The organism is Microbacterium sp. CCNWLW41 (genome assembly GCF_037083505.1).
In genome coordinates this window covers 1,599,199-1,623,236 of record NZ_JBAOJP010000001.1, presented here as the reverse complement: position 1 = coordinate 1,623,236, position 24,038 = coordinate 1,599,199, and the positions used below count along the sequence as shown (strand labels likewise).

The window sequence follows — 24,038 nt, the reverse complement described above, 5'->3', positions numbered from 1 at the left end:
GTGTCTCCATGGTCATGAGATGGACAGGACGGCACGCGTCGAGAGGTTGACGACGAACGTGCTGGTGGTGAGGAATGCCCCGCCGTCGACCTGGGCGAGCACCTGCACGCACCGGTCGACGCCGCACGATTCGGCGCCGAAGGATCCGGCATCCGTCACGAAGGAGTGGGCGGTGAGGAGGACCTCGGCGGATGCCGGGGTGAGCGCGGAGCCGCCTGTGAGCGCCGCGAACTCGTCGACGACGGGCTGAGCCGCCTCCGAGTCGAGCAGCAGCTCCCACGCGAGCGCCGTCTCGGCGTCGGTCGGCGCCGGCTGGGTGCCCGACGCGCGATCGACCGACTCGACGGCACCGGTGGTCGCGTTGACGATCATGCTCACCGTCTCGTTCGTGCCGTAGTCGTAGTAGAGCGAGAGCAGACGCCGCTGCCCGTCGGCGTACGCCTGCGGGTCGGCGACGTCGGTGGACAGGAACTGCAGTCCGGCGTCGCCGAAGACGTCCTCGCCGGCGGCGAACGCCGCGTCCTGGGCGCCGAGGAAGCGGACGTACTCCACCTCGGCTCCCGTGAGAGCGTCGTAGGCGGCGGCGATCGCCGGGGGCTTGGGCACCTCCGCCGCCTTCTCGGGCGCGTCCTCGTCGGTGCTGTCGGCGGCGATGGGGGTGGCCGGCGGGGTCTCGGGAGACGACGTCGCCTGCACGGCGGTCTGCGTGGCGAAGACGAGGGCGACGGCGGCTGCCGCAGCGGCGACCGCGGAGCCGATGCCGAGCGCCCGCGGCGTCAGCACACCGCCTCGGCGAGCGCGCTGCCGCTCCGGGGGTGGCGAGTCCCCGTCAGGAGAGAGCTGTGTATCGGTCACAGGAGTCCTTTCGATGGCGAAGACGCGGCTGCACCCGCGTCGGGCCGATTCTTCGCCGGCGCCGTTTCCCGACGGTATGGAGCGGCGAACGCCGATCGAAATCATGCTGAGACGACGGGGCGGCCGGGCGCCGCGGATGTCTCAGGCCGTGTCACAGCGCCGAAACACACTCCGCGCTTTCCGGCAACGCACGGGCGGTAGCCTCGCGCGCAGCCGCGTCGCGGCGGGCCGGTGCGGAGGAGGACGCGTGAGCAGTGCACTCGCGGACGCGATCGAGCAGGCTCGGCCGCGGCGGGATCTGGGCGGCAGTTCGCCGTTCGCGGGGCTGCGCCGGCGGCACGCGCACACGGTCGACGTCGTCGCGCAGTCGGTCGCCGCGACCGCACCCGCCGGCGTCCTGCTCGTGCACCCGGGCGCCCTCTTCGCGCGGAGCGGGTCGTTCGGGTTCTTCGACATCGCCCTCACCATCACCCTGGTCGTCGGCGTCGGCCTCGTCATCGGCATCTTCGCCCGGCGCATCGCGAGCACCGGCGCGCTCTACACCTTCGCCGCGCGCGGTCTCGGACCCCATATCGGCCTCGTGACCGGGGCGGCCCTCGGCATCGGCTATCTGGCGGTCGCGATGAACACGCTCGCTTCGGGTTCGCAGCGACTCGCCGATCTCCTCAGCGGCGGTCCCGCCTCGCCGCTGCTGGTGATCGCGCTCATCATCGGATTCGGCGCGGTCATCGCCCTCGTCGTCGCGCGCAGCCTGCGCATGTCCACGCGCGTCCTCCTCGTGCTGGAATCCGTCGCGGTGCTGACGGTGCTGGGCCTCTCGGTGGTGGCGCTGGGCGTGAGCCGCTGGGACGTCGGCCTGCTGGTCCCGCGCGCGGCCGACTTCTCGATGGAGGCGATCATCACCGGCGTCGCCTTCTCGCTCATCGGCTTCGTCGGATTCGAGAGCGGCGCCGCGCTGGGTCCCGAGACGCGGCGTCCGTTCGCCGCCGTCCCGCGCGCGGTGATGTGGAGCGTCGGTGCGACCGGCCTGGTCATGCTCGTCGGCACGGCTGCCCAGCTGTCCATCGTCGCCGAGCAGCCGGGTGCGGCATCCCTCGCCGCCGTGACCGGGTTCGCGCACCTCATCGATGTCATCGTCGCGGTCTCGTTCCTCGCCTGCGCGCTCGCGATGACCACCGCCGCGACCCGCCTCGCGTTCGCCATGAGCCGCGAGGGGCTGCTCCCCGCCGCGCTCGGGCACGTGTCCCGGCGCGGGGTGCCCGCGATCGGCGGGCTGATCCTCGCGGCGACGGTCACCGCCGTCCCGGTGGCGGTGCTCGCCGCGGGCGGCAGCCGTCAGGACATGCGCGTCGTCACCTCGCCGGCATCGATCCTCGGTTTCGTGCTGGCGTACGCGCTGGTGTGCGCGGCCGCGCCCGTCTTCCTCGGGCGCATCGGCGAGCTCACCGCCCGGGCGGTGGTCGTGAGCACGGTGCCGCTCGCAGGTCTGCTGTGCGTGCTCGCGTTCTACGTCGGCGTGACGATGCGCGAGAACCCCGCGGGCCTCCTGTGGGCGGCGGGCATCCTCGCCGCCGTCGTGGGCGCCGGCACCGTGCGCCTGCTGCGAAACCCCGCGGTGGCGGCCCGCATCGGCGTGCACGACTGGCCGGTCGACGCAGACACGATCGACGGGTCGGCGCGGAGGTGAGCGGGGCGGGTCTCCCGCGCGACATGCCGTTGCCGGAGAGGGGCCTGGGACTCGCGCTCGAGATCCTCGAGCAGGTCGCGCGCGACCATCACGGCGCCTCGGCCGCCGAGATCGCCCGCGCGGTCGGCGCGCCGCGGGCCACCGTGTACCGCGTCGTCAACGCGCTGGTGCGCGACGAGTACCTGGTGCGCCGTGCCGACTTCTCCGGCTTCGTCCTCGGCACCCGCGTGCTCGAGCTCGCGGCTGTCGTCGGAGCCCGCTCCCGACCCGACCACGCGGACGTGGTGGACCGGCTGCGCGCCGAGACCGGCGAGGCGGTGCACCTGTTCGCCTTCCACCGGACCGGCCTGGTGGTGCTCGACGAGGACGGCACACGCCCCCTCTCCGACCGCGATGCCCTGCTCGGCGATCCGCTGCGCTCGGCGATCGGGCACCTGTGGCTCGTCGCCCACCCCGACCGCCGCATGCCGCAGGCCCCGAGCTGGGGCAGCGGCGCACCGGCCGAGGACGTCCGAGCGATCCGTGAGGCCTACGCCGTGCGCGGGTACACCGAGCAGGGCGCGCTCCTCGCACCCGACCGCGGGTGCCTCGCGGTGCCCATCCACGACCACGCCGCCCGCCCTGTCGGCGCCGTGACCCTGTCGACGGCGATCGGGCGGCTCTCCGTCGCGGCGCGCCACGTCGGAGCATTGCGCGACGCGGCGCGCGCCCTCGCTCCGCTGGGCTCCCTCAGCGGCTGGTGACCCGCGGCGGGAGAGGACAACGGATGCCGCGCCCCGCCGCCCGCGCTCACGGCGCCGCGTCGAGGATCCCGCGCAGCGTCTCCTGGTCGGCGCGCGCCTGCCTCAGCACCGCCTCGGCCGACTCCGCGACGGCCGGGTGCGGGTCGCCGTCGAGGATGAGCCCGATGAGTGCCACCATGCCGGCGTTCTGATCGCGCAGGATCTCGGCGAACCGGCGTTCGGCGTCGGGGTGCTGCGCGTCGACGAATCCCTGCACCGTGCTCCACGTCGGCATGCCGGGCATCTTCGCGTGGTCGGCGCCGTGACCACCGCAGGGGCCGTCCTTCGGCGGCTCGACCGGGCGCGCGTCCGCCCACGAGAGGTACCACTCGCGAAGCCGGTCGAGCTCGTCGGCGTCGCGCGCCGCGATGCCACCGGCGAACCCCAGGGCACCGGCGTCGATCCCGTCCTTGCGCAGCAGCGTCTCGGCCAGCCCGGACTCCTCGACGCGGTAGTAGATCATCGCCTCGACGTAGCAATAGTCGTCGGGGGTGACCTCGTGCGCGCCGGCCGACGGTGTCCGGCTGGGCGAGGGCGCGGCATCCGTCTTCCCCGCCGAAGGCGCCCCTGCCGCCACGGCGAGTGCGACGCCCGCGGCCGCCGTCGCCAGGGCGAGCGTCAGCGCGACGACGACGACTGCTCTGCGGCGCACCCGAGACCTCCGGAACGGCGAGGATCCGGTTCGGGTCGGATGCCTCAGCGCCTGCCGGTGCCGAAGATCCCGCGGATCACCCCACCCAGTATCGTCTGCGTGGACTTGGAGTCGAGGATCTGCTCCAGCGGGGACTTCGACGACGAGCGCGACGTGCGCGTGGTGCGCGTGGTGCCGGCGGTCTTCTTGAGCAGGCGCTCATACTCCTGCCGCGCCTTCTTCTCGGCCGCCGCCTGCTGCTTGTCGATCGCCGCCTTCTGCTTCGCGTACTCGGCCTCCGCCTTGGCCTTCGCGAGGGCAGCCTCCTCCGCGGCGGCGGCTTCGTCGGCGGCCCGCATCTTGGCGGTGAGGATCTCGCGCGCGGACTCGCGGTCGATCGCCGTGCCGTACTTCGCCAGGAGCGGCGACGCCTTCACCGCCGCATCGATCGCGGGGTCGGGGGTCGGCGACATGAGTCCCTGCGGTGCGCGCAGACGCGTCCAGGCGACCGGTGTGGGTGCTCCCTTCTCGCTCATCACCGTGACGATCGCCTCGCCGGTGCCGAGCTCCTGCAGCACGCGCTCGAGGTCGTAACCCGACGTGGGGTACGTCCCGACGGTCGCCCGCAGGGCTTTCGCGTCGTCGGGCGTGAAGGCGCGCAGGGCGTGCTGCACGCGCGAGCCGAGCTGGGCGAGCACGTCGGACGGCACATCCTTGGGCGTCTGCGTCACGAAGAAGACGCCGACGCCCTTCGAGCGGATGAGGCGCACGGTCTGCACGATCGCCGCGAGGAAGTCCTTCGAGGCGTCCGTGAAGAGCAGGTGCGCCTCGTCGAAGAAGAAGACCAGCTCGGGCTTGTCGGGATCCCCCACCTCGGGCAGGATCTCGAACAGCTCGGCCAGCAGGTACATCAGGAAGGTCGAGAACAGCTCGGGCTTGTCGATCACGCCCGGCACCTCGAGCAGGCTGATGACGCCCCGCCCGTCGGGCGCCGTGCGGATGAAGTCGGCCACCTCGAACTCGGGTTCGCCGAAGAAGACGTCGGCTCCGGCATCCGCGAACGTGATCAGCTCGCGCAGGATCACACCGGCCGTCGCCGCCGACAATCCACCCAGCTCCTTGAGCTCGGCCTTGCCCTCGTCGCTCGTGAGGTGCGTGAGCACGGCCCGGAGGTCGGCCAGGTCGACCAGCGCGAGGCCGTTCGCGTCGGCGTAGTGGAACACCAGGCCCAGGCTCGACTCCTGCGTGGCGTTGAGCCCCAGCACCTTGCTGAGCAGCAGCGGCCCGAAGCCGGACACCGTCGCCCGCACGGGCACGCCCTTGCCGATGCCGCCCAGGGCGAAGTACTCGGTGACGGATGCCTCGGGCGTCCAGTCCTGCGCGATCCCCCGGGTGCGCGCCAGCAGCTTCTCGCTCGGCTCACCGGGCGTCGCCACCCCCGACAGGTCGCCCTTGATGTCCGCGGCGAAGACGGGGACCCCCTTGGCGGCGAGCTGCTCGGCGAGCCCCTGCAGGGTGCGCGTCTTGCCGGTTCCGGTGGCGCCGGCGATCAGGCCGTGCCGGTTCATCATCCCCAGCGGGATGCGGACCTGGGCCTCCGGCACCGGCTCGCCGTTGACCAGCGCGCCGAGGTCGAGCGTGGCGCCCTCGAATCCGTAGCCGTCGGCGATGTCGCGGACCTCGTCCGCGTCGAGCGGGCCGGCGGTCGTGCGCGGCAGGTCCGTACCGGGGGCGGGCGCCGGGGTCTGCGGCTCCGGGAGCGGGGGCGCCGGGGCTGCGGACGGCGCGGGTGTCGCGTCGGCCGTCGGGGCCGACGGCGCGGCGGGCTCCCCCGCGACGCGGGCCTTCGCGGCGGCCGCTTCGGCGGCGGCGAGCGCGGCCTTGGCCTGCGCGGCCTTGAGCTGCGCCTCGGCCGCCTCCGCTTCCGCCCGCAGGCGGGCCAAGTCGGCCTCCGCGGCGGCGACGGCCGGGTCGGTCGAGGGTGCGGTCGCAGGCGGGTCTGGCGCGTCGGCGGCGGTCATCCGCTCAGCCTATCGACGCGCGTTTCGCCCGGACATCGAGTTTCTCCCGCTCCCTCGCCATCGGGACCGCGAACGCGGCCGCCACGAGGAGGGCGGCGCCCGCGCCGATCAGGGCTCCGCCGACGGTGTCACTCAGCCAGTGCGCGTGCAGATACGTGCGGCTGAACGCCATCAGGATGATCCACACCCCGCCGACGATCGCCACCCACACCCGCGGGAAGATGACGTAGGCGGCGACGGCGATCGTTGCGGCGTTGGCGACATGCCCGGACGGGTACGAGCCGTAGTCGGCGACCACGACGATGTCCTCGGGACGGACGCGTCCGAACAGGTGCTTGAGCACCTGGACGCCGCCGGCCGACACCGCCTCCGCCGCGAGGAAGTACACGGCCGCCCACGGCCGCCGCAGCAGGACGAGCACGAGGGCGCCGCCGATGGGCACCGCGAGGACGGCGACCCACCCGCCGCCGACCCAGTCCATGAAGTACGAGAAGGCGCTGAACACCGGGTTGAACATGGCGGCCACCAAGGCGTTCCACCCGAGGTCGATCGCGAACGGCTCGTCGCCCCTGCTGAAGACCCACCATCCGAGCAGGCACGCGAGCAGCGCGAGGCCTCCGCCCACGATCAGGAAGGCGACCACCGGTACCGCGACCCGCCGCTCCGCCGATGTCGTCATCGCCCCATTCTGCCGCGCGGCACGACCGCGGTCACCCTCTCGCCGTGATCGCCACGCGGATGCTATGGTTCGGACTCGATCCGCGCCGCGGCGGGGACGGAGGTGGCATGACCCGCGTCGTCGACGTCGTGCGGGCGGTCGTCGCGCCGCTCACCCGCACGCGCCTGTTCAGGCGCATCATCGGCCCGACGCTGCTCCCGCCGATCGAACGGGCGATCGCCCGCGCGACGCACGGCCGCGTGCAGCTGAGCGCGCTGCTCGTCCCCTCGCTCGTGCTCCACACGGTCGGCGCCATGTCGGGTGAGCCGCGGGACGTGCCCCTCATGTACACCCCCGACGGGCGCGGGCGGGCGATCGTGGCCGGAACCAACTTCGCGGGGGCGCGGCATCCTGCGTGGACCGGGAACCTGCTCGCGCACCCTGACGCCGCGATCACCGTGCGCGGACGGCGCATGGCGGTCCGCGCCGCACTCATCCCCGCCGGCGAACGCGAGGCCGCCTGGTCCCTCATCCAGCGCCAGTGGCCGGGCTACCGCGACTACGAGCGCGAGTCCGGGCGCACGGTGCGGCTGTTCGTCCTGCAGCCGGTGCGACCGCCCGCGCCCTGAACCGGTCGGCTCAGGGCGCGAGCCGCTCCACCGTGCGCGGGCGCACGATCAGCCACAGCGCGAGCACACCCACGACGGAGCATCCGACCATGACGGACGCCATGGTGGTCGCGGTGATGCCGGCATCCGCCGCGAGCCACCCCACGAGCGGCGAGATGATCCCGGCCACGCCGAAGTTCGTGGCGCCGATGATCGACTGGGCCGTGCCCGCCGCCTTGCCGTGCCGGTCGAGCGCCAGCACCTGCACGCAGGGGAAGGTGAATCCGCAGCCGGTCATGAACACGAACAGCGGGATGATCGTGCCCCAGATGCCGAGGCCGAGCTGGTCGGTGACGATGATGGCGGATGCCGAGACCGCGAGCACGGCGGTCGACCACGCCATGACCCACTGCGGGCCGAAGCGCGCGGCCAGGCGCGACGCCGTCTGGACGCCGACCACGACGCCGAGCGAGTTGGCGGCGAAGAGCAGGCCGTACTGCTGGGCGTTGAAGCCGTACTCCTGCTGGAACAGGAACGATGAGCTCGACAGGTACGAGAAGAGGCCGGAGAAGGTCATTCCGCCGATGATGAGCACGCCGATGAACACGCGGTCGCTGAAGACGCTGCGATACCGCTGCCACACGGTCGTCGCGCCCCTCTCGTGCCGGCGCGCCGGCGGAAGCGTCTCGGGGAGGAAGATCATCGCCGAGACCAGCATCACGGCCCCGTAGACGGCCAGCACGACGAAGATGCCGCGCCAGGGCATGACGGCCAGGAGCGCGGAACCGACCAGCGGCGCGAGCACCGGCGCGACACCCGAGACGAGCGCCAGCCGGGAGAGCATGACGACCAGACGCCGGCCGCCGAAAAGGTCGCGCACGATCGCTGCCGCGACCACGCCGCCGGCGGCCGCCCCCGCTCCCTGCAGCACGCGTGCCACGGACAGCAGCTCGAGCGTGGGCGCGAAGGCGGCGGCGGTGCTGGCCAGCACATGGAGGGCGGTGACCGCGAGGAGCGGCACGCGACGGCCCACCTTGTCGCTGAGCGGGCCGACGATGAGCTGACCCAGAGCGAAGCCGATCATGGTGCCGGTGAGGGTCAGCTGGATGGCTGCCGCGGTGGTGTCGAAGTCCGCCTCGAGCACCGGGAACGCCGGCAGGTACAGGTCGATCGTGAACGGACCCAGCGCCGTCAGCGCGCCGAGCAGGACGATGTAGAGCACCCGGCGGCGGTGCGGGATCGAGTCGCCTGGGTGCAGCACGATGGGCGCGGTCGCCGGATTGCTGCCGAGGGTGCGGATGGCGCCCGTCGACGTCGCGTGGGGCTTCGGGGGAAGGGCGGCGCGGCCCTGGTCTTCGGGCCGGGGCTCGGCGGGGACGCGGTCTTCGCGCCGCTGGACGGGGATGGATGCGGTATCGAGCAACAGGGACTTCGTTTCGTGGCAAGGCCGTCAGGAGCGAGGCGGGGAGAGCGATCGCACGGGCCGTGCGCCGGGAGGGCGTGCGGGTGCGGAGGGAGCGGGCGCGAGTCGTCCGACGCTGCCGATCGGCGTCGCTGCTCGTGCGGGAGACCGTCAAGGTCGAATCGATTCGAGCACCATGTTACCGGATGGTCCCGCCCCGCTCGCAAGCGCCCTCCCGGAGGGCGCCGGGACAGGTCCCGGCTGTCGGGCCCTTCTCAGGGCAGGGCTCATTCGCTCGCATAGGATGAGGGCAACCCGTCAGCCTCCCGCCGAGCGGCGTGGGCCGGGCGCCCCGACCGCTGTTCATCGATTGGCAGAGATCACGAGCATGACCCCGTCCCAGGCCGACAAGCGCAAGAGCGGCAACCCGGCAACGCAGGCCCAGATCGACCTCACGGTCAAGCAGCAGCGCGAGCAGAAGCGCCAGGAGAAGCTCGCGGAGTACCAGCGGCAGCTCGCCAAGCGGCGCCGCAGCCGGCTCGTCTGGTGGATCGTCGGCTCGGCGGCCGCGCTGCTGGTGGTGGCCGCGATCGTCGCGTCGATCGTGTTCGCCCCCGCTGCCCCTCCGACCTACGACCGCGGCGACAGCGACGGCAGCGGCATCGAGGGTCTCGAAACGTTCGAGAACACCGCCAACCACGTCGACACGACCGTCGACTACGAGCAGACCCCTCCGGCCGGCGGCGACCACAACGCGATCTGGCTGAACTGCGGCGTCTACACCGAGCCGGTGCCGAACGAGAACGCCGTCCACTCGCTGGAGCACGGCGCGGTGTGGGTCACCTACGACCCCGCCCAGGTCTCGGACGACGACATCGCGGCGCTCGAGGCGCAGCTGCCCTCCACCTACACGGTGCTCTCGCCCTACGAGGGCATGGACACCCCGATCGCCGTCAGCGCGTGGAACGCCCAGCTCAAGGTCGACGCCGCCGACGACGAGCGCATCGAGGAGTTCGTCCGCGCGTACTGGCGCAGCACCAACGCCCCCGAGCCGAACGCGGCCTGCACCGGCGCGTTCGACGCCCCCGGCAAGCAGTAGGGTTCCGTCGTGTCGGACGACGCCTCGACCGGATCCCCCCGGCGCTGGGTGGTCATCGTCGTCGGGCTCGTCCTGATCACCGCGCTCGGTTTCGCGGTCGGCCGGTTCTCGACGTTCGGCGCGGCGCAGAGCGTCGCCGCCCCGGGGACGAGCTCACCCGAGGCCGGTTTCTCGCGCGACATGCAGGTGCACCACGCCCAGGCGATCGAGATGGCGATGGAGATCTACCGCAAGACCGAGGACGACGAGCTGCGCGTGCTGTCGTACGACATCGCCACCGGCCAGGCCGGCCAGCGCGGCGAGATGTACGACTGGCTCGTGCAGTGGGGGCTCCCCCAGACCGGCGACCCGATGATGCAGTGGATGGCGGAATCCTCCGTCGACCACGACCACGGTTCGAGCACGGGCGAGGCGATGTCCGAGGACGAGGCGCGGGCGGCCATGGGGATGGCTTCGGCCGAAGAGCTGACCGCGCTCCGGACCGCCACCGGCCAGGAGGCGGACTGCCTCTTCCTCGAGCTGATGATCCGGCACCACGAGGGCGCGATCCCGATGGCAGAGGCGCTCCTCGAGCTCGGGAGCGACCCTCGCGCGCTGCAGGTCGCCGGGACGATCCAGTCGGGCCAGACGGCCGAGATCGACGCGATGCAATCCATCCAGCGGCGCCTCGGCTGCAGCGCCTGACACACCGACCCTCGGACGACGGATGCCGCGGACCGGCGCTCAGCGCCTGGCCGCGGCATCCGTCGATCTGCCGTGTCAGCCCTTCGTGGCACCCGCCATCAGGCCTCGCACGAAGAAGCGCTGCATGGCCAGGAACACGATGAGCGGCACGATCAGCACCAGGAAGGCGCCCGCCGACAGCAGGAACCACTGATCGCCCCACGAGCCCGAGAGGGAGTTCAGCGTCTGCGTCATCGGCAGCGATGAGGTCGGCGCGAAGATCGTCGCGACGAGCAGGTCGTTCCACACCCAGATGAACTCGAAGATGGCGAAGGACGCCAGCGCGGGCGTTGACAGCGGGAGGATGATCCGGAAGAAGATCTGCCCGTGTCCTGCGCCGTCCACCCGAGCCGCCTCGATCACATCCGAGGGGATCTCGGAGATGAAGTTGTGCAGCAGGAAGATGGCCAGCGGCATCGCGAAGATGGTGTGGGCGATCCACACCGTCGCGAAGCTGTGATCCACCTCGCGCATCTCCAGGCCGGGGAAGATCATCACGTCGCCGATCTCCAGTCCCCGCGAGAACAGCGTCAGCAGCGGCACCAGGGCCATCTGGATCGGCACGATCTGCAGCGCGAACACCGCGACGAACAGGAACCCGCGGCCCTTGAAGTCCATCCACGCGAAGGCGTAGGCCGCCAGCGAGGCGATCGCGAGCGAGAACACCGTGACGGGGATGGTGATCGCGAGGGAGTTGAGGAAGGACTCCCCCAGGGTCAGCGCGGTTCCCCCCGACGTCAGCGCGGCCTCGTAGTTGCCGAGCGTGAAGTCCGGGTTCGTGAAGACCGTCCACCAGCCCGACGTTGCCGAGTCCGCACCGGGGCGGAACGACGTGATGAGCAGGCCGAGGGTCGGGATCGTCCACAGGAAGGCGATCGCCACCGCGATCACGGTCGCCAGCGGCGACGTGAGGCGCTTCTGCGCCTGCGACTCGTTGCGACGGGTCTCGCGTGCGACCTTACGCGCGGCCGCTCGGTCGAAGCTCGTCGTCTCGGATTCGACGGCGGTCATCAGCGGACCTCCCTCTGCTTGCGAAGCTGGATCACGTTGTAGACGAGCAGGGGCGTGACGAAGAGGAAGATGAGCACCGCCAGCGCCGCCGAGTGCCCGTAGCTCTGGAAGCGCTGCTGCTGGTTGACCATCTCGAAGCCGAGGACCGTCGAGTTCGACCGGCCACCGGTCATCACCGCGACGATGTCGTACAGCTTCAGTGCGGCGATCGTGATCGTGGTCAGCACGACGATGATCGCACCGCGGATCCCGGGGACCGTGACGTTGATGAAGCGCTGCCACGCCGACGTCCCGTCCAGCTGGGCCGCCTCGAGCTGCTCGGCGGGGACCGCCTTGATCGCGGCGGACAGCACCACCATGGCGAAGCCCGTCTGCGCCCAGACGAACACGAAGAGCAGGCAGAACGTGTTGACCAGCGGCCAGATGTCGAGCCACCGCACCGGCTCGCCGCCGAAGGCGACGACGATGGCGTTGAGGAGGCCGACCTGCTCGCCCTGGCGGTAGTCGTACACGAACCGCCAGATGATGCTCATGCTCACCCCGGCGAACGCGAACGGCATGAAGACGAGGATCTTCAGCAGACGGTCACCGCGCGCGCGCTCCATGAAGGCCGCGTACGCGAGCCCGACGATGAGCGAGAACACCGGGGCGAAGATCGCCCAGATGAGCGTGTTGATGATCGACCAGAATCCCTGCGGATTCGTGAAGGCCCAGACGTAGTTCTCCATCCCGACGAAGTTCTCGCCGCTCTTGTCGTAGAACGACTGGATGACCGTCGAGATGGTGGGATACACCAGGCCGACCAGGAGCAGGATGGCGGCCGGCGCCATGAAGAGCACCAGCTGGTAAAGGTAGCCGGACCCTTCGCGCGCGCGGTGGTCGGCGTAGAACAGCAGTCCGCCGGAGATGAGGGCGATGGGGACCACGTACAGGACGGCGCCCTCGTACGGGCGCAGCATCATGAACGCCAGGAACGGGATCGCGAAGCACGAGATGAGCCGCAGCCAGAAGTAGCCGCGCCCCGCACGCGGGGCGTACTCGATCAGCACGAGCAGGATCGCGACCACCACGCCGAAGATCAGCACGATGACGGGGATCTGGGCGATCGGCCCCAGGTTGCCGATCCACTGGAAGAACGAGTTGAACGAGATGCCCAGCGAGACGGGCCTGGCGTCCTGATTCGGAGGGCTGAGGAGCAGGAAGACCACCAGCGCCGCGATCAGGATGAGCCCGATCGTGACGACGAGCCGGGTCGTCTTCTGCGACGGCGGCTTCCTTCCGCCGCGCTCGGCAGGCGGGGGCATCGTCTGCCCCTGATCCGCCGCCGATGTTGTGGTCTGAGACATGTTCTGCCTTCCCCCGTCGACGCCGACGGATGACGTCACGCCGGTGCCGGGACCGCGTGCGCGGATCCCGGCACCGACGTGCGGTGCGTCAGTTCTCGTAGCCTGCCTGGATGTCTTCCAGGACCTGCGGCGTCGGCTTGCCGTCGATCCAGTCGACCATGCCGCGCCAGAAGGAGCCCGAGCCGACAGTCGCCGGCATCAGGTCGGAGGCGTCGAAGCGGAACACCGTGTTCGGGTCCTGCACGATCTCCATCGCCTCGGTCAGGAACTCGCTCGACGCCAGCGACGGGTCGGCGCCCGTGTTGGCCGAGATGGCGCCGCCGAGCTCGACGCGCGCGTCGGCGAACTCCGGGGTCGACATGTACTCGAGCACCGCCTGCGTCGCGGCGTCGTCCGAGAACGCCGTCACGAACTCGCCGCCGCCCTCGACCGCCAGCTCGCCCTCCTCGATGCCGGGGAGGATGAACGCGTAGATGTCGCCGTCAGGGGCAATGGTCGGCGTCTCGCCCTCCGCCGTCTGGGCGGTGAGGAAGTTCGCCGTGAGGAACGAACCCTGGTGCGTGAGCGCGCACGTGCCGTTGGCCACGGCCGCCGCGATCGGGTCGCCGAACGCCGTCGAGTTGATGCTCTTGACATCACCGAAGCCGGCGTTGACGTACTCCGGGTTCAGCAGGATCTCGCCCACGGCGTCGAACGCGGCCTCGATGTCGGGGTCGGTGAAGGGCGTGTCGCCCGCGGCCCAGCTGTCGTACACGTCCGGGCCCGCTCCGCGCAGGACGAGGTCCTCGACCCAGTCGGTGCCCGGCCAGCCCGACGCCGCCTCGGACGAGAAGCCGGCGCACCACGGGGGCTCTCCGGTGGCGTCGCGGATCGTCTGCGTCAGCTCGAGCAGTTCGTCCCAGGTCTTCGGGACCTCGACGCCCCACTCTTCGAAGCTGGCGGGCGAGTAGTACACGTAGCCCTTCAGGTTCGCCAGCATCGGAGCGGCGTAGAAGGTGCCGTCCAGCGAGCCGTACTCCTTCCAGTCCTCCGACCAGTACTCGTCGACGTTCGCCGACACCTCCTCGGTGGCCTCCTGGACCTCGCCGGTCTCGATGAGCGAACGGAGCAGACCGGGCTGCGGCACGATCGCGATGTCGGGAGCGGATCCGCCCGCGACCTTCGTGACGATGTTGCCCTCGAAGCCCTTGTCGCCGGTGTACTCGACGATGATGCCGGTGTCCTCGGTGAACTGGTCGAACGACTTCTGGAGGTTCTCCGCCTCCGAGCCGGTGATGCCGCCTGCGATCTCGACGGTCTCCCCCTCGACCGAGCCGTCGTCACCGGCCTCGTCACCGCCTTCGGCGCAGCCGGCGAGCGTCAGCGCCGCGATGGTCGCCACTCCCAGTGCGATGTAGCCGCGTCCGCGGCGGGATCGCAGTGCAGTCATGGTGTCTGCCTCCTCCTTGAGTTCGCGGAGCCGCGCCTCTCGGGCTCCGCACGTGAGAGATCGGGAACCGATTCCATGATCACGCTAGGGGATGCCGCCGGGGCGCACAATCTCCCCCGGTCACAACTCGGTAAACCTGCGTATCGGGGGTGGTGCCGTCCGCACCTGCACGGCACAATGAGGCCTGGAACCGGTTCCAGATTTCCGGGTGACGGTGATGTCCCCGGACGCACGAGGAGGACCCCGATGGCGGGCATCGCCGACGTGGCTCGGGTGGCAGGCGTGTCGAAGTCGACGGCCTCGCGCGCGCTCACCGGCTCGGGCTACGTCTCGGCGGCCACGCGGGCGCGCGTCCAGGACGCCGCCGCTGCGCTGGGCTACGTGCCGACCACCAGCGCGGTCAGCCTCGTCACCGGACGCACGCAGACCGTGGGCGTGGTCATGCCCTCACTCGACCGGTGGTTCTTCGCGCAGGTGCTCGAGGGCATCCAGGACGCCCTCCTGGAGCGGCGCTACGACCTCGCGCTGTACGGCGCGCCGCCGGAGTCGGCCGCCAGGCGCGAGATGTTCGAGCACTTCCTGGCGCGCAAGAGGTTCGACGGACTGATCGCGGTGGGCATCGAGCCGAGCGCGCACGAGCTCGAGCGCCTGGTGGCCTTCGGCAAGCCGGTCGTCGCCGTCGGCGGCTACGACATCGGCACAAACGCGGTGACGATCGACGATCAGGCAGCGGCGCGCATCGCCACCGATCACCTCGTCGGCCTCGGGCACCGCGAGATCGCGTTCCTCGGCGGCGACCCGGACGGCCGCCGCACGAGCTTCGGGGACGGCCGTCGCCTCCACGGCTACCGGGCGGCGATGTGCGACGCGGGCCTGGAGGCCCGGATGCGCCATGTGCCGTCCGAGGTCACCCTGCCGGGCGGGTACGGCGCCGCGGTCGAGCTGCTGGGCGACCGTCGCACGCGGCCGACCGCCATCGTCGGGGTGTGCGACGAGGTGGCCGTCGGCGCCATCATCGCCGCCCGCCGGCTCGGCATCCGCGTGCCGGAGCGCCTCAGCGTCGTCGGCATCGACGACCACGCCTACGCCGAGATGTTCTCGCTCACGACGCTGCAGCAGCGGCCCCACCAGCAGGGCCGCGCCGCGGTGCAGCTGCTCATGTGGCAGCTCGACGACCCCGGCGCGCCGACGCACCGGCTCTACGAGTCGTCACCGCTCGTGGTCCGCAACTCCACGGCCCCCGTCGACGACGAGGCGTCGGCGGTCATCGGCGTGGGGCCGTGGGGCGGCTCCTGATCGGCGGACATGACGAAGGCCCCGGATGCGTAGCATCCGGGGCCTTCGAATTCGCAGAAGCGAGATTACTTGAGGGTAACCGTCGCGCCGGCCTCCTGGAGGGCGGCCTGAGCCTTCTCGGCGGTCTCCTTGTTGGCGCCCTCGAGGACGGCCTTGGGAGCACCGTCGACGACGGCCTTCGCCTCACCGAGGCCGAGCGAGGTCAGCTCGCGGACGACCTTGATGACCTGGATCTTCTTGTCGCCGGCGGCCTCGAGGATGACGTCGAACGAGTCCTTCTCCTCGGCCTCCTCGGCGGGGGCACCACCGGCGGGAGCGCCGGCAGCGGCCACGGCCACGGGGGCGGCGGCGGTGACGTCGAAGGTCTCCTCGAACGCCTTGACGAACTCGCTGAGCTCGATGAGCGTGAGCTCCTTGAACGCGTCGAGCAGCTCCTCAGTGCTGAGCTTTGCCATGATGATTCTCCTTGATTGTGGTTTTGCTTAGCCGAGGCCCGTTCAGGCCGCGGACTCCTGCTTCTCGCGCAGTGCGTCGACCGTGCGAACGGCCTTCGACGGCAGTGCGTTGAAGACGTAGGCCGCCTTCGTCATCGAGGCCTTCATCGCGCCGGCGAGCTTCGCCAGCAGGACTTCACGGCTCTCGAGGTCGGCGAGCTTGTTGACCTCGTCCGCGCTCAGGGGGTTTCCGTCGAAGAAACCGCCCTTGATCACGAGAAGAGGGTGTGCCTTGGCGAAGGCGCGCAGACCCTTCGCGACGGCGACCGGGTCACCGTGCACGAACGCCACGGCCGACGGACCCTTGAGGTCGTCGTCCAGCGACGTGATCCCCGCGTTGTTCGCGGCGATCTTGGTCAGCGTGTTCTTCACCACGGCGTACTCCGCGTCCTGACGGATGCTGTTGCGCAGCTCCTTGAGCTGCGCAACCGTCAGACCGCGGTACTCGGTCAGCAGAACGGCGGTCGAGTCCTCGAAGTGCTTCGTGAGCTCGGCGACCGATGCTTCCTTCTGCGCCATGGCCACTCCTTGTGTGTACGAGACGCTCCGCGGTGGCGGGCGCCGGCCGGAGGCATCCGTCATCTGGTCTCGTCACGGGAATGAAAAAAGCTCCGGCGCAAGCGCACGGAGCAGAATCCTGGATCCAGGAGAATCGTTCGTGACACCTGCGCGGGCCCCTGCATTCGCAGTGCTTCGATCTCGTACGCTTACACGCACGTCGATGACCGGCGGTCTTCGGCTTCCCCAAGGGTACGCGATGCCGCCCCCTCCGCCAAATCGACGCCCCTCCCCCGGCCGCCCGGTCCCCCGGTCCCCCTCCTGCCCGGTGGCCTTCCTCCCCCCATCACTCCCCAACCCTCCGCCGACATCGCGGTATCTCGGCGAGAGACCACGTTGTCGGCGCCCAGAACATGGTTGCTCGCCGAGATCGCGGTTACTCGGAACGATGTTCCGGCACGGCGACGGCTACGGCAGGCGGATGCCGAATGCCGTGAGGCGCTCCGCGAGCGACTGGGCGGTGCGCAGGTGCTTGTCCTCTACGCGGACGAAACGCTGCTGGGTCGTGCCGCGGATCCAGTCCTCGCGACGCTTCTCGTCGAGGAGCACCTGCTGGAGCGTGCGCCCCGACCTCAACGCTTCATCCTCGTACTTCCCCATGCCGTCCACCTCGAGAAAGGTCCTCGCCTCCTCGATCTCGGCATCCACGCGATAGTCCTGACCCTCCGGCCCGGCCACCGGCACCTGCAGACGGACCCGCTCGAAGCCGAGCCCGTGCAGCAGAACTCGTGCAACGCTCTCGGCGGGCGACTCGGCGCGTCCATCCGCCACCTCGACCACCGTCGCGGCCTGCCTCACACCGCGCTTGCCTCTCGCTCGCGCCACTCGCGCGCGCATACGCTCCCGCCAATCCTCTGCCGCGTCCTCGTCATACGTACGGTCGCGGAACGCGACCTGGCGCAGCGCGGCGTCGGCTGCGGCGACGGCGGTCTCCAACCCGACAGAGCGGACGAGGTCGAACACCGTCCTGTCGAGCGTTGTCGTGCGGATGCCGTGCCGCTCTGTCACATCGTCCGCCGGCATGGCCTCCAGGTGACGCCGGAGACCGGTTCGGCTGGAGACGTGCTTGCCGCCCGGAAGGGTCACGTGGACGGCGCGAGGGACGTGGCGGTGAAGCGGGAGCTCCCACAGCACCGCACTCGACTCGCGGCATGCGACGCCACCGCCGCCACGCATCTCACCGAACGCTGCGGCCACCTCGACCCGATGCCGCGATTCGGGCCAGAGGTCCGCCCAGTCGGTCTCGAGGACATAGCAGTTGCGGTGCAGCCGGATGAGCGTTCCGTTCGCCAGCGCCCTCCTGACGTCTCGATCACCCCAGCGATTGCGGTCGAGCAGCTCGCGGGTGAGCACGGCGCGTCGTGCGTCGTCGAAACCGATGTGACGGGGCATCCGAGCAACGTCCCAGACGCCGGTCGCGAGAAGTCGTCGCCTGCTCCCTTCTGTGGATCCGATGAGCGGAACGCCGGCTCGTCCGATGCTGGGGAGGAGAGGCTCCCGGGCTCGGGATCAGCACCCCTGGGCTGCCGCGTCGCCGGCACACGTGGCCGAGTTCGCACGTCGTCGGCGAGTGACCACGTCCTCGGCGCCGAGAACGTGTCGGTTCGGCGAGAAACCGCGATGTCGGCACAAAGAGGGAGGGAGGGAGGGAGGGAGGGAGGGAGGGAGGGAGGGAGGGAGGGAGGGAGGGAGGGAGGGATGAGGGGCTACGCCGGGGGGGCGGGTGTCGCGGGCGGCGGATGTCGCGGCGGCGGCGTACGGTTGATCCGTGACACCCGAGCTCGCCGCCCGCATCGTCGCGGATTCCCGCGACCGGGTCGCGTGGGTCCGTGCGCGGTCGCGCGGCATCACCGCGACCGATGTCGCGGCGCTGACCTCCGACAGGGCGATCTCGCGCGCAGCCGACGCGAAGCTGATGGGCTCAGGGTTCTCCGGCAACGCCTACACCGCGCACGGCCGCGCGCGCGAGCCCGAGATCGCGGGGTGGGTCGCCGCTACGCACGGCATCCAGCCGTCGTCGGCGCTCTTCCACGCCGTCGTCGAGAAGCGCCATCTGGCCACACCCGACGGCATCGCGGTCGACGGCGCGGGCCGCGTCATGCTGGCCGAGATCAAGACGACCAACAAGGCGTGGCGCAGCATCCCCCGCTCCTACCTCCGCCAGGTGTGGTGGCAGCAGCACGTGCTCGGGGCCGAGCGCACGCTCGTCGCGTGGGAGCAGCATGACGGCTTCGTGCCGGTCGGCGACGAGCCGCGCTGCGCGTGGGTCGACCGCGACGAGGCCGAGATCGCGAAGCTGGTGCGCCTCGCCACCGCGCTCATCGACGAGCTCTATCTGCGCACGACGCGCGCGCGACGCACGGATGATCGGATGCCGCAGCCCCCGGCTCCGCCCCGCGAGCCGTTCCGCGCCCTCGCCCTCGCCGACTGAGTCCGCTCAGCGCAGGGTCGTGACCTGCTTGGCCGAGGCATCCCACACCCGCAGTCCCACCGCGTGCCCTCGAGCATGCCCGAGCTGCACCGCGCGCAGCGCGAGCGCCAGGCGTTCGGGATCGAGTCCGCGGGCGAGCGTCATGTGCGGCGACCAGCGGTCGGGCGCCGTGTTGGCGTAGTGCGGCTCGGGCGGGCCGATCCGCCACGCCACCTCCGCGTGGAACGCGAGCAGCGCTGCGACGGGCACGACCTGCCGGGTGAGGACCAGCCGCGGGCTGCGGCCGAAGAGCAGCACGCCGCCGAGCTCGAGCGGCAGCGGCAGGAGGTCGGCGATCCCCTCCAGCTCGCGCGGGTCGATGTGCTCCCGCACGGCGAGGGTGACGTGGGGGCGGTTGCTCGGCGCGGGGTTGCGCCCCGAACTCGGCAGCCCGGCGTCGATCAGGTGCGTCCAGTCCTCCCTCACAGCGCGGTCCACGGCGTCGTCGGGGACCAGCTCCACACTGAACACCTCTCCATCTTCCGCCGATCCGCGCCTCCCGGATGGTTGACACACCTCAACGATCAATCTATAGTTGATCCACATCAACTGTTGACTTCGGTCAACCAGCTTCCGGCGCCGCCGCCGATCCTCCCGTCCATCGCCTCGGAAAGACCATCCATGACTGAACCCACCCCCGCGACCGGATCGGTCGCCGCTGTCGACGACAGGCGCCGGCACCGCACGGTGCTGCAGGCGCTCACCGGCCTCCTGCTGGGCATGTTCGTGTCGATGCTCGCATCGACCGTCGTGTCGACCTCGCTGCCGGTCATCGTCCACGACCTGGGCGGCGACCAGGCGGCCTTCACCTGGGTCGTCACGGCGACCCTCCTGACGACGGCGATCTCGACTCCCATCTGGGGCAAGCTCGCCGACCTCTTCGACCGCAAGCTGCTGATCCAGCTCGCGATCGTGCTCTTCGTGCTGGCCACCGCGGCCGCGGGCTTCTCGCAGGACCCCGGCACGCTCATCGCGTTCCGCGCCGTGCAGGGCCTCGGCGCCGGCGGCCTCGCCGCGCTGAGCCAGGTCATCATGGCCGACATCATCAGCCCGCGCGAGCGGGGCCGCTACATGGGCCTGTTCGGCGCCGTCATGGCCGTGGCGACCGTCGGCGGGCCCCTCCTCGGCGGCTTCATCACCGACACCATCAACTGGCGCTGGAACTTCTTCATCGCGCTGCCCTTCGCCGTCGCGGCGCTCATCATCATGCAGCGCACGCTGCACCTTCCCGCCCGCCCGAAGCAGAAGGCGCGCATCGACTACGTCGGCATCGTGCTGCTGTCCACCGCCGTGTCGCTGCTGCTCATCTGGGTCACCGGCGCCGGAGACGACTACGAGTGGTGGAGCGTCGAGACGGCCCTCATGGTCGGGGGCGCGCTCCTTGCGGCCGTGCTCTTCGTGATCGTCGAGCTGCGGGCGAAGGAGCCCCTCATCCCGCTCACGCTCTTCCGCGACCGGACCTTCACGCTCGCCGTCGTGGCGTCGATCTCCATCGGCATCGCGATGTTCGGCACCTCGGTCTTCCTCAGCCAGTACATGCAGCTCGCGCGCGGGGCGACCCCGACGGAGGCGGGGCTCATGACCCTCCCGATGATCGGTGGCCTCCTGCTCGCGTCGATCGTGATCGGCGGCCTCGTGACCCGGCACGGCCACTGGAAGCCCTACCTCATCGCGGGCGGCGTGCTCCTCATCGCCGGCTCGTACCTGCTGTCGACCATCCACTACGACACGAACTTCGCGCTCGTCTCGCTCTACATGTTCCTGCTCGGCGCGGGCGTCGGCATGACGATGCAGAACCTCGTGCTCATCGTGCAGAACACCGCGAAGCCGAGCGAGATCGGGGTGGCGAGCTCGGGGGTCACCTTCTTCCGCAGCCTCGGCGGCACCGTCGGCGTCTCGGTGATGGGCGCCGCGCTGGCGGCGTCGGCGACGGACCTCTTCGCCGACCGCACGGACGACATCGCCGCAGCCATCATGACGCTCGGCGAGAAGGGCGCCGCCATCGCGGAGCAGCTCCAGTCCGGCACGATCCCGCAGGTCTCTGCGCTGCCCGAGGGCGTCCGCGTGATCGTCGAGGACATCTACGCGCAGGCCATCGCGCACTCGTTCCTCATCGCCGTGCCGCTGGCCGTCATCAGCCTCATCGCGATCCTCTTCCTGCCGAACGTGCCCCTGACCCGGATGACGACGAGCGAGCGCGTGCAGGCCAGCGAGGCCGACCTCGCGACGGTCTCGACGGCCGCGGGCATGGCGGCGCTGACGGCGACCGCTCCGCGGACGGGGAACACGGATGCCTCCGCCGCCGCCGCCGCACAGCCCGAACCGTCCGGCGACGCGTCGGACGAGGCATCCGTCCGCCGCTAATGTCGATCACGATGACCTCCCCCGACACCCGAGCGGCGCGCACCGAGGCGGTGCGCGCCCTCGAGGCGGAGTTCGGCGACCTGGTCACGCGCTTCCGGCGGGTGATCAGCGAGAACGCCAACAGGGTGAGCCCCGGCATGCTGCCGGGTGCCTACAAGGTGTTCACCACCATCGTCCGCCGGGAGCGGATCACCCTGTCGGCCCTCGCCGAAGTCCTGATGGCCGACAAGGGCCAGATCAGCCGCACGGTGCGCGAGCTGGAAGCACTCGGCCTCATCGAGCGCACGCCCGATCCGGACGACGGGCGCTCCCACCTGCTGTCGCCGACCGCGTTCGGGCTGGAACGCCTCGCCGAGGCGCGCGCACCGCAGGAGAACACGCTGGTCGACGCGCTCGCGGAGTGGCCGCTGGAGGACATCCGCAACCTCACGCGGCTGCTGCACGCCCTCACCGCGGGCGAGACGCCTCACCGCTGACGCCTGACCGCTGACGGCCGACGCCCCACAGGCGCTCTGCGGCTGGGCTTAGCACCGGCGTAACACGGTCGAGACGTGGGCAGGGTTGACTGGTGCCACGGGGATGGAATCCGGTGCCGACGGCGGCACGCCCGCGGAAGGAGTGCACGATGAGGATCCGGCCGCTGCGATCATCGCCCGACGTCCCGCTCACCGAGGTGGCCGACCCGCCCGAGACGATGCGGGCCATGGTCGTCGACGCGCCGGGGACGCCGGACGCGCTGCGCGCGGCATCCGTCCCCGTCCCCTCCCCCGTGCTCAGCGAGGTGCTCGTGCGGGTGGTGGCCGCGGGCGTGAACCCGATCGACGCCAAGACGCGGTCGGGCGCGGGGGTGTCCGCCTCCATCGGCGGGTATCCCGCCATCCCCGGGTTCGACTTCAGCGGGATCGTGGTGAAGAGCCCGTACGAGTCCCACCCGTTCCCGCCGGGAACCGAGGTGTTCGGCATGGCGGCGTTCCCGCGCACCGGCGGGACGTACGCGGACTACGTCGTCGCGCCGACGCTGTCGGTCGCCCGCAAGCCCGCCACGCTGTCGCACGTCGAGGCGGCGGGCGTGCCGTTGGCGGCCCTGACGGCCTGGGGGCTCGTGGTCGAGACCGCTCACGCGCACGAGGGTCAGCGCATGCTGATCCACGCCGGCAGCGGCGGCGTCGGTCACTTCGCGGTGCAGTTCGCCGCGTACTTCGGCGCGCACGTGACCGTGACGGCCTCCGCGCGCAACTCCTCGTGGCTGCGCGAGCTCGGCGCAGCGGTCGTCATCGACTACACGACCACGCGCTTCGAGGAGGTGGTCCCCGAGGTGGATGTCGTGATCGACCTCGTCGGAAACGTCTCCGCCGACACCGGCTCCCGCTCCCTCGAGGTGCTGCGCACGGGCGGGCTGTATGTTCTGGTGCCCACCGGCTCGTGGCCGGGGTACGCGGCGGCCGCGGCCGGGGCCGGCGTGCGCGCGACGTCGTACAAGGTCATCCCCGACGGCGGAGCGCTGGCGACGATCGCCCGCCTGCTGGACTCGGGAGCGGTCCAGGTCTACGTCGAGCAGGTCTTCGAGCTCGAGGAGGCGCCCGGCGCGCACCGCGCGATCGAGGCCGGTCACACGCGCGGCAAGGTCGTGCTCCGCGTCAGCGACGGCTGACCTGCAGTGTCACCGCACGGGCGCGAGCACGCGCCTGCCCTCGGCGACGACCTCGTCGGCGATGGCGTCCAGGAGCGGCGAGCGGAGGTTCCACTGCTGCCAGTGCAGCACCACGTCCACCGGGCGGCCGCCGAGCAGGACGAGCTCGCCGCGCTCGATCGCGTCGTGCGACTGGAACCGCGGCAGCATCGCCCAGCCCAGTCCGAGCCGCACGGCGGTCGCGAAGTCGTTCGAGGCCGGGACGTAGTGGCGCGGCGGCCGCGCCGGATCGACGCCCTGCGCCGAGAGCCACTCGTTCTGGAGGTCGTCGCGGCGGTCGAAGTCGACCACGGGTGCGGCGGTGAGGGCGGCGAGCGGCTCCCCGGCGAGCCAGCGCGCCGCGAAGCCCGGCGTGGCGACGGCCTCGTACCGCATGGCGCCGAGCACCGACGAGCGGCATCCGGGCACCGGCGCCGCCCGTGAGGTGACGGCGCCCATCACGGTTCCCGACTCCAGCAGCCCGGCCGTGAAGTCCTGGTCGTCGCGATGCAGGTCGAAGACGACCGGATGCCGTTGCGCGAGCCGGGCGAGCGGCTCGAGGAACCACGTCGCCAGGGAGTCGGCGTTGACGGCCAGCGGCACGCTCGCCAGCGCGGCGTCAGCGGGGTCCGCACCGAGCTCGGCGAGCGCGTCGTGCTCGAGCAGCGCCGTCTGGCGCGCCAGCCGGATGACCGACGCTCCGGCCTCGGTCGCGCGGGCGGGCTTCGAGCGCACCAGCAGGAGACGCCCCAGCTGCTCCTCCAGCGCCTTGATGCGCTGACTGACGGCGGACGGGGTGATGTGCAGTCGCCGGGCGGCGGCGTCGAGCGTGCCCTCGTCGACGACGACGGCCAGGGTCTCTGCCAGCTCGAAGGGGATGCGCATCATCAGTGGGGCTAATGGTACTGAAGAACCATGAGCTGGACTACGGACCA

At 71.1% G+C, this 24,038-nt stretch carries 23 protein-coding genes; 10 read left to right on the top strand and 13 right to left on the bottom strand.

From position 1 onward, the window contains the following. Nucleotides 1-12: 12 nt before the first annotated feature. Complete coding sequence (locus V6R91_RS07205) at nt 13-855, bottom strand: hypothetical protein (RefSeq protein WP_336394888.1); 843 nt, start codon at nt 853-855, stop codon at nt 13-15. A gap of 247 nt (nt 856-1,102) precedes the next feature. On the opposite strand from V6R91_RS07205, the gene V6R91_RS07200 reads away from it, so the two are divergent. Beyond that, entirely contained in the window at nt 1,103-2,542 is a 1,440-nt protein-coding gene (locus tag V6R91_RS07200; protein WP_336394887.1) for an APC family permease, read from the top strand. Then, nucleotides 2,539-3,285: an IclR family transcriptional regulator gene (locus V6R91_RS07195; protein ID WP_336394886.1), complete on the top strand. Its 747-nt coding sequence runs from the start codon at nt 2,539-2,541 to the stop codon at nt 3,283-3,285. Before V6R91_RS07200 ends, V6R91_RS07195 begins: the two co-directional genes overlap by 4 nt. 46 nt (nt 3,286-3,331) lie before the next feature. Here the strand turns inward: V6R91_RS07195 and V6R91_RS07190 are convergent, their stop codons facing one another. Genes V6R91_RS07190 through V6R91_RS07180 form a run of 3 tightly spaced genes read right to left on the bottom strand, consistent with a single transcriptional unit; the run spans nt 3,332 to nt 6,655 of the window. Further along, nucleotides 3,332-3,976, bottom strand: a complete 645-nt coding sequence (locus V6R91_RS07190; RefSeq protein ID WP_336394885.1) for a DUF305 domain-containing protein — start codon at nt 3,974-3,976, stop codon at nt 3,332-3,334. Nucleotides 3,977-4,020: 44 nt separating this feature from the next. After that, a complete protein-coding gene (locus V6R91_RS07185) occupies nt 4,021-5,976 on the bottom strand; it encodes a helicase HerA-like domain-containing protein (RefSeq protein ID WP_336394884.1) in 1,956 nt (651 codons plus the stop codon). A 4-nt stretch (nt 5,977-5,980) separates the two neighbouring features. After that, entirely contained in the window at nt 5,981-6,655 is a 675-nt protein-coding gene (locus tag V6R91_RS07180; protein ID WP_336394883.1) for a phosphatase PAP2 family protein, read from the bottom strand. Nucleotides 6,656-6,762: 107 nt separating this feature from the next. Between V6R91_RS07180 and V6R91_RS07175 the strand changes: the two genes are divergently transcribed. Beyond that, nucleotides 6,763-7,263, top strand: coding sequence for a nitroreductase family deazaflavin-dependent oxidoreductase (locus V6R91_RS07175; protein ID WP_336394882.1), 501 nt, complete (start codon nt 6,763-6,765; stop codon nt 7,261-7,263). A gap of 10 nt (nt 7,264-7,273) precedes the next feature. Here V6R91_RS07175 and V6R91_RS07170 read toward each other — a convergent pair whose 3' ends face one another. Beyond that, nucleotides 7,274-8,665 (bottom strand): multidrug effflux MFS transporter, encoded by a 1,392-nt coding sequence (locus V6R91_RS07170; RefSeq protein ID WP_336394881.1) that lies wholly within the window; start codon nt 8,663-8,665, stop codon nt 7,274-7,276. A gap of 367 nt (nt 8,666-9,032) precedes the next feature. Between V6R91_RS07170 and V6R91_RS07165 the strand changes: the two genes are divergently transcribed. Continuing rightward, nucleotides 9,033-9,743 carry a DUF3105 domain-containing protein gene (locus tag V6R91_RS07165; RefSeq protein ID WP_336394880.1) on the top strand — a complete coding sequence of 237 codons (711 nt, stop codon included), beginning with the start codon at nt 9,033-9,035 and terminating at the stop codon, nt 9,741-9,743. A gap of 9 nt (nt 9,744-9,752) precedes the next feature. Then, nucleotides 9,753-10,427, top strand: a complete 675-nt coding sequence (locus tag V6R91_RS07160) for a DUF305 domain-containing protein (protein ID WP_336394879.1) — start codon at nt 9,753-9,755, stop codon at nt 10,425-10,427. Between the two features lie 75 nt (nt 10,428-10,502). Here the strand turns inward: V6R91_RS07160 and V6R91_RS07155 are convergent, their stop codons facing one another. From V6R91_RS07155 to V6R91_RS07145, 3 genes are all read right to left on the bottom strand, one after another. Beyond that, the gene (locus tag V6R91_RS07155) at nt 10,503-11,477 is read right to left on the bottom strand and encodes a carbohydrate ABC transporter permease (RefSeq protein WP_336394878.1); all 975 of its coding nucleotides are present in this window, start codon (nt 11,475-11,477) and stop codon (nt 10,503-10,505) included. Next, nucleotides 11,477-12,823 (bottom strand): carbohydrate ABC transporter permease, encoded by a 1,347-nt coding sequence (locus V6R91_RS07150; RefSeq protein WP_336394877.1) that lies wholly within the window; start codon nt 12,821-12,823, stop codon nt 11,477-11,479. Before V6R91_RS07150 ends, V6R91_RS07155 begins: the two co-directional genes overlap by 1 nt. Nucleotides 12,824-12,911: 88 nt before the next feature. Further along, nucleotides 12,912-14,252 carry an ABC transporter substrate-binding protein gene (locus V6R91_RS07145; protein WP_336394876.1) on the bottom strand — a complete coding sequence of 447 codons (1,341 nt, stop codon included), beginning with the start codon at nt 14,250-14,252 and terminating at the stop codon, nt 12,912-12,914. Nucleotides 14,253-14,498: 246 nt separating this feature from the next. Between V6R91_RS07145 and V6R91_RS07140 the strand changes: the two genes are divergently transcribed. Further along, nucleotides 14,499-15,548, top strand: coding sequence for a LacI family DNA-binding transcriptional regulator (locus tag V6R91_RS07140; protein WP_336394875.1), 1,050 nt, complete (start codon nt 14,499-14,501; stop codon nt 15,546-15,548). Between the two features lie 65 nt (nt 15,549-15,613). Here the strand turns inward: V6R91_RS07140 and rplL are convergent, their stop codons facing one another. The 3 genes from rplL to V6R91_RS07125 all read right to left on the bottom strand — a co-directional run bounded on the left by rplL (nt 15,614) and on the right by V6R91_RS07125 (nt 17,992). Then, nucleotides 15,614-16,003, bottom strand: a complete 390-nt coding sequence (gene rplL, locus V6R91_RS07135; RefSeq protein WP_141883983.1) for a 50S ribosomal protein L7/L12 — start codon at nt 16,001-16,003, stop codon at nt 15,614-15,616. 42 nt (nt 16,004-16,045) lie between these two features. Then, entirely contained in the window at nt 16,046-16,561 is a 516-nt protein-coding gene (gene rplJ / locus V6R91_RS07130) for a 50S ribosomal protein L10 (protein ID WP_194396148.1), read from the bottom strand. 447 nt (nt 16,562-17,008) lie between these two features. After that, complete coding sequence (locus V6R91_RS07125) at nt 17,009-17,992, bottom strand: hypothetical protein (RefSeq protein WP_336394874.1); 984 nt, start codon at nt 17,990-17,992, stop codon at nt 17,009-17,011. A 376-nt stretch (nt 17,993-18,368) separates the two neighbouring features. Here V6R91_RS07125 and V6R91_RS07120 point away from each other — a divergent pair, with 376 nt between their 5' ends. After that, nucleotides 18,369-19,031 carry a YqaJ viral recombinase family protein gene (locus V6R91_RS07120; RefSeq protein ID WP_336394873.1) on the top strand — a complete coding sequence of 221 codons (663 nt, stop codon included), beginning with the start codon at nt 18,369-18,371 and terminating at the stop codon, nt 19,029-19,031. 6 nt (nt 19,032-19,037) lie between these two features. Here the strand turns inward: V6R91_RS07120 and V6R91_RS07115 are convergent, their stop codons facing one another. Further along, nucleotides 19,038-19,541 (bottom strand): 2'-5' RNA ligase family protein, encoded by a 504-nt coding sequence (locus tag V6R91_RS07115; RefSeq protein ID WP_336394872.1) that lies wholly within the window; start codon nt 19,539-19,541, stop codon nt 19,038-19,040. Between the two features lie 150 nt (nt 19,542-19,691). On the opposite strand from V6R91_RS07115, the gene V6R91_RS07110 reads away from it, so the two are divergent. The 3 genes from V6R91_RS07110 (at nt 19,692) to V6R91_RS07100 (ending at nt 23,085) form a co-directional block, all read left to right on the top strand. Beyond that, nucleotides 19,692-21,434 carry an MDR family MFS transporter gene (locus V6R91_RS07110; RefSeq protein ID WP_336394871.1) on the top strand — a complete coding sequence of 581 codons (1,743 nt, stop codon included), beginning with the start codon at nt 19,692-19,694 and terminating at the stop codon, nt 21,432-21,434. A gap of 11 nt (nt 21,435-21,445) precedes the next feature. Next, complete coding sequence (locus V6R91_RS07105; RefSeq protein WP_336394870.1) at nt 21,446-21,910, top strand: MarR family winged helix-turn-helix transcriptional regulator; 465 nt, start codon at nt 21,446-21,448, stop codon at nt 21,908-21,910. 149 nt (nt 21,911-22,059) lie between these two features. Continuing rightward, entirely contained in the window at nt 22,060-23,085 is a 1,026-nt protein-coding gene (locus V6R91_RS07100; RefSeq protein ID WP_336394869.1) for an NADP-dependent oxidoreductase, read from the top strand. Between the two features lie 9 nt (nt 23,086-23,094). Here V6R91_RS07100 and V6R91_RS07095 read toward each other — a convergent pair whose 3' ends face one another. Beyond that, entirely contained in the window at nt 23,095-23,991 is an 897-nt protein-coding gene (locus V6R91_RS07095) for a LysR family transcriptional regulator ArgP (protein WP_442928098.1), read from the bottom strand. Nucleotides 23,992-24,038 lie beyond the last annotated feature (47 nt).

What these genes read in the sequence shown, in the direction of transcription:
- V6R91_RS07185 (WP_336394884.1), bottom strand. Translation starts at nt 5,976, where the DNA reads ATGACCGCCGCCGACGCGCCAGACCCGCCTGCGACCGCACCCTCGACC.
- V6R91_RS07180 (WP_336394883.1), bottom strand. Translation starts at nt 6,655, where the DNA reads ATGACGACATCGGCGGAGCGGCGGGTCGCGGTACCGGTGGTCGCCTTC.
- V6R91_RS07175 (WP_336394882.1), top strand. Translation starts at nt 6,763, where the DNA reads ATGACCCGCGTCGTCGACGTCGTGCGGGCGGTCGTCGCGCCGCTCACC.
- V6R91_RS07165 (WP_336394880.1), top strand. Translation starts at nt 9,033, where the DNA reads ATGACCCCGTCCCAGGCCGACAAGCGCAAGAGCGGCAACCCGGCAACG.
- V6R91_RS07155 (WP_336394878.1), bottom strand. Translation starts at nt 11,477, where the DNA reads ATGACCGCCGTCGAATCCGAGACGACGAGCTTCGACCGAGCGGCCGCG.
- V6R91_RS07150 (WP_336394877.1), bottom strand. Translation starts at nt 12,823, where the DNA reads ATGTCTCAGACCACAACATCGGCGGCGGATCAGGGGCAGACGATGCCC.
- V6R91_RS07145 (WP_336394876.1), bottom strand. Translation starts at nt 14,252, where the DNA reads ATGACTGCACTGCGATCCCGCCGCGGACGCGGCTACATCGCACTGGGA.
- V6R91_RS07140 (WP_336394875.1), top strand. Translation starts at nt 14,499, where the DNA reads ATGGCGGGCATCGCCGACGTGGCTCGGGTGGCAGGCGTGTCGAAGTCG.
- rplL (WP_141883983.1), bottom strand. Translation starts at nt 16,003, where the DNA reads ATGGCAAAGCTCAGCACTGAGGAGCTGCTCGACGCGTTCAAGGAGCTC.
- rplJ (WP_194396148.1), bottom strand. Translation starts at nt 16,561, where the DNA reads ATGGCGCAGAAGGAAGCATCGGTCGCCGAGCTCACGAAGCACTTCGAG.
- V6R91_RS07125 (WP_336394874.1), bottom strand. Translation starts at nt 17,992, where the DNA reads ATGCCCCGTCACATCGGTTTCGACGACGCACGACGCGCCGTGCTCACC.
- V6R91_RS07110 (WP_336394871.1), top strand. Translation starts at nt 19,692, where the DNA reads ATGACTGAACCCACCCCCGCGACCGGATCGGTCGCCGCTGTCGACGAC.
- V6R91_RS07105 (WP_336394870.1), top strand. Translation starts at nt 21,446, where the DNA reads ATGACCTCCCCCGACACCCGAGCGGCGCGCACCGAGGCGGTGCGCGCC.
- V6R91_RS07100 (WP_336394869.1), top strand. Translation starts at nt 22,060, where the DNA reads ATGAGGATCCGGCCGCTGCGATCATCGCCCGACGTCCCGCTCACCGAG.
- V6R91_RS07095 (WP_442928098.1), bottom strand. Translation starts at nt 23,991, where the DNA reads ATGATGCGCATCCCCTTCGAGCTGGCAGAGACCCTGGCCGTCGTCGTC.